The following is a 4820-nucleotide window of genomic DNA, read 5'->3' on the forward strand; positions in this document are numbered from 1 at the left end:
AAGGAAATCTTTGTCCGAAACAATTCACAAAAAATTTAGCACATTCCTTCAGAAAAGGGGAGAGGGCTTTCTGAAAGAATGTGCAAAAAAATGGGCGTTTTGTGCTGAAATAAAATGATAATTTACAAAGTTACTTTTAAAAAACTTACGTATTGCAGTCGGCACATCCCATAATAGCCAGTAAATTAAGAAATCCGATTACTCAATTTAACAAAAAGAATTTTCTGATACATAATTGTGTATTGTAATATTTCAATAAATATAGGAAAATACCCATATTTTCGTGTTATGGCTCATCAAGAAGGCCGGAGTCTTACTCCGCCCTCTTTTTTATGATGAACAAAAAAGAGCCTACTCAAAACGAGTAGGCTGCATTCGTTTATTAATTAATTTTCCACATTGGAACATAAAGCTCGCGTTAGTACCTATATACATGCAACATGAAGAGTTAACCTCTCCGTTATCCTGCACACCCTAAGCGCTGCAGCACTTCCTCCAAAGATCCTGTAGGCTCAATCTGCAAGCTGAGCCATGGGGGGAGGAAGTTAGTTGCAGGAGAAGGCAAATGTTAATTTTTCAATGAGCATGTATATAGTTCACTTTCGCCTTTATAGTCATACATAACAGTGTATTCGGCTGTTCCAGGCTTACCGGTTTCAGATAGCTGTAATCAACGGTGATAAAATGGCTCTTATGCAATATTGGTGATAGAGGGAGCTAATTGGGAAAATTAGTGTGCAATTCGAATTTTTTAGCTTCTCATTCTCAAGTATCTTGGCTTTTTCACCAAAAGAACTTAAGAGTCAATTTTAAATCGTTGTTGACAGTAAGCAATCATTTTTTTCTCTTACAAAACTACTTGATCATCGGATAGTATGTTTCTGTACTTTCTTATATCGGAATTTATCATCCAAAAGTTTGAAAATATTAAGAGTATCCCTGCTAAAATCAAGACAGTTCTCAACCCTAATATATCACTCACTAAACCTCCAACCATTGAACCAAGGGGTATCATCCCCCATGTTATCATCATCATTACACCACTTATTTCCCCCCTTATATGAGAAGGGAGTATAATTTGTTGAACCGTCATTCTCGCAATACTACCTATACTCCTCGCAGCATAACAGAAAATTATACCTGTTATAAAAACAAATATTCCTGCTTTTCCATAAGAAAATCCCATAAAAAGCAGGCCAAAACTCGGTATGATGGGACCAAAAATCATAACTGACAGCACATCAAATTTTTTTATCAATCTTGGGGTAATAAAAGACCCTAATAATGCTCCGACTCCTCCTAAGGACAAAATTATGCCAGTTAAAGATTCACTAAGCTTCAAATCCTTAATTAAAAAAATGATAACAATTGCTCCGTACATTGACATTGAAAAATTAATAGTACTGGTAGTAAGAACTATGGACTTTAAGATATTGTTTTTTAAGATATATTTTATATTCTTTATAATGTTTATTTTTCTTGTGCGTTCTACTGTCACCTTATTTGAATTTTTAATACCTAACATTAGAATCGAGCTTATTAATAATGAGCATGAAATAAATGTCATTGTCAACTCTTCTCCAAAAATCCCTATAACTACTCCACCTAATGCTGGACCTAATAAATTGGCACTAGATCTAGAAAATTGGAGTAAGCTGTTAATTCCTGCTAATTCATCCTTACTATAAATATCAGGAATCCATGCTGTTAAAGTAGTTTCTATAATTACTATGACTAGTCCTATTAAAAAAATTATTAAAAAATAATTTAACTTAGTTAAATTTGAAGATAATGCTAAATATGCAAACATACCAAATAGAAGAGATTTAATAAGTAGAAGAGTTACCATCATATATTTTCTGTTCCACGAATCGGCTATTAAACCTGCTATATAACCAAATATCAAAAATCCAATTGATGATAAAGAAATAGCAAAACCAATAGATGAGTTATTTAAATTTAATATATTGATACCTAAAATAGGAATTAAAATCATTAATATTTCTGTAGATAGAAGTCTTAATATTTCTGCGATTCCTATTTGGAAATTTTTTAATAAATTTTTCATTGTTAAAAACCTCGCTACAAAACATCAATTAAGCTATTTTCTACAACTCTGTTCGGATGTATCTTATTGAAGAAATCTTCTATATCTTTCAATATCGTTTTTTCATCGACATCGTACTCATTTAAAACAGTTTTTGCTATCTCTTCTTTAGAATATCCTTTAAATGCCAAATTAAAGAATAATAAACCCACATCATCTTCTAAAATATGATATACATCGTTTTCACAATTATGAATCATCCTTATTTCTTCCCAAATTCTATAGTGTCTTGCAATCCAAGTAGGAGAATTTTCTTTTGCCTCTTCCAGTAATTTATATGGTTGTTTCGCTTCCTCTAAATATAATTTTATGGATTCCCTATTAAGCAATGAATCTAAATAGTTGTTGACTTCGTTATTTGTAACTTTTATATTCCATCCTCGAATTTGTTGAGCAATTGGTGCAAACATTGCATCAGCTAAAGAGAAGTCTCCAAATAAAAATTCCCCTGTCCAACCTTTTGCTTTTTTTCGGGCCAAAGTATTCTCTAATAATTCCAAAGTCTCTTTTAACTGTTCTAAAGCATCATTAGGTATTTCTTTTTGATTATTTTTTCTAAATGAGTTAGCATAAGACATTCCACTCATTAATGGTAATAAATCAGCATGAATATGACTACTAAAAACTCGAATATCACTTCTCTTTACGATATCATCACTCAAAAGGCTAGGATAATCCTTGAAATTTTCTTCCAAATACTCAGATATAGCTAAAACATCACAAATTACAGCACCTGTTTCGGGATCTATTAAAATAGGTACTCTTGGTAAATGCTCTACAATACTATTTTCTATTAACTGTGTATCATCAATGTTCAATAGTTGGGTTATTTGACATCCACAACCAGATGCAGGTTCTTTAGGCAAGTCATAATCGTCCTTATCTTTTATTGGAATTATTCCATTTTTAGTAAATTTAATAGGCCAATCGAGTCCAGCAATAATTTCCCTATAAGGTATTTTTCTCTCTCTTAGAATAATAGATGCTCTCATGGACCAAGAGGAAAATTGTTTATCCCCTATAATTAACGTCAACATAAAATTCAACCTCCCTAAATCATTAAACTGAACATTGCGACTTTGCAGATGAAGAAGGTTCAAAAAAGTAAGGTAAATGACATCCACCTCTACAACTATATAACTCACTACAACCCATACATGTATTACGTGGTGTAAGTACCTCGGAAACTTTCTTTGTCATTTTATTCCATATACTTTTTATCCCGTCTGTCGTTACATCACCAAAATATACATTGCTATGTGGACAATGTCTTAACTTACCATTAAAAGATATACTCCCCCAAACCAAACCAGCTTCACAGTGCCCTGATAATTGGCGTTTTCTTAAAGGTAAGGTCGGATCATCGGCACTTAGAGGAGAATCCTCTATTGAAGTGCACATTTTTTGACCACATGGCCAAGCAATTACTAAATCATCATATTGTTTTTGTAATTCGTCAATCTGTTTCATTAGTGGCAGCATATTTTCAATGGGCACGCCGTATTTATCATCATTTTTTCCAGTTGGTACATATCTCATAACACTAAAATACCTAGCTCCTCTATTATACGCATCTTTCATTACATCAATTGCGCTGTTAAAATTCTCTTTTACTAAAGTCAGCTCTACAACAACTTCAATTCCTGTCTTTACAAGAGTTTCAATCGCACTGACTGCTTTCTGATAAGCCATCTTATGTCCAGTTAGCAAATTATGTAGTCTCTTATCACCATGTAAAGAAATTAAAACCGTGCCCACATTGTATTTTTTAAAACGTTCTGCACGTTCAGGTGTTATAAAATGACCATTTGTAAACACTACTTGATAAAGACCCAAACTCCCCCCATATTCAAGAATTTCCTCTATATCAGGATGCAATAAAGTTTCTCCCCCACTATATCGCACTATGAAACAACCGTTTTCATTACATTCATCTAGAATCTTAAAGACTGTTTCTTTGGGAAGATGCTTTTGTGGCAACATTTTTATTTTCTTTTGAACATCCTCATCACTAAGATTAGGATCAATTTTCCAGACATTGTAGCAGAATCCGCAATTCCAGTTGCATAGGGAAGTTACCTCTATTTCAATGCGAAGAGGGAATTCTAGTAATTTATTATGCTTTTTTTCAATGTCCCACTCCCATACTTTTTCCTTATGTTCACAAATATTTGATATAAATACAAATATATCATCTATTAACTCCTCTTCTTGAACATCATACTCTTGTAAAATGTAATTTTTGATATAGTTAATATCATGATTTTGACGAATTAAAGATAATATTAACACACCTATGTCTCCATCTACTCTGTGAATGATACCAGTATTACTTTCGAACAATAGTCCTAGATCTTCCCTAAACTTCATTTTTTTTATCTTTTCTATATATGGTATTAAACTTTCTAAGTTTTGGCTCATATTATCCTCCTTTACTATTGCAAATTAAGAGGAGGTCAACTATAGTTGCCCTCCTCCTATTAAATTACTGTAGATGAGCAAATTCACTGACATAAATTGACAACTAAACAAAAAAGGAGACATGAACCCGATTCCTTGGTTAGAATAGATGTACCACCAACTATCCACAAGGAGGTTCATGTCTCATGAATAGATTAGCACATCACCAAGGAATCCACAAGTTTTTCTTCACGCTGGGGTTGACGCTGCAGCTTTCCAAACCGGTCATCAAGCATCTCATTCATATTGTCGA

Annotated in this window: 3 protein-coding genes; all 3 read right to left on the reverse strand. The window is 32.9% G+C overall.

From position 1 onward, the window contains the following. Window positions 1-847: 847 nt before the first annotated feature. From ETC02_RS16090 to ETC02_RS16100, 3 genes are read right to left on the reverse strand one after another with little or no spacing between them, the layout of a single operon-like run. On the reverse strand, window positions 848-2068 hold the full coding sequence (locus tag ETC02_RS16090) for an MFS transporter (RefSeq protein ID WP_011888510.1): 1221 nt from the start codon (window positions 2066-2068) through the stop codon (window positions 848-850). Between the two features lie 14 nt (window positions 2069-2082). Beyond that, window positions 2083-3144 carry a PqqD family peptide modification chaperone gene (locus ETC02_RS16095; protein ID WP_041265047.1) on the reverse strand — a complete coding sequence of 354 codons (1062 nt, stop codon included), beginning with the start codon at window positions 3142-3144 and terminating at the stop codon, window positions 2083-2085. A gap of 22 nt (window positions 3145-3166) precedes the next feature. Continuing rightward, window positions 3167-4528 (reverse strand): radical SAM/SPASM domain-containing protein, encoded by a 1362-nt coding sequence (locus ETC02_RS16100; protein WP_011888512.1) that lies wholly within the window; start codon window positions 4526-4528, stop codon window positions 3167-3169. Window positions 4529-4820 lie beyond the last annotated feature (292 nt).

Origin of the sequence: Geobacillus sp. DSP4a, assembly GCF_013096875.1 — a bacterium.
GTDB lineage: Bacteria > Bacillota > Bacilli > Bacillales > Anoxybacillaceae > Geobacillus > Geobacillus thermophilus.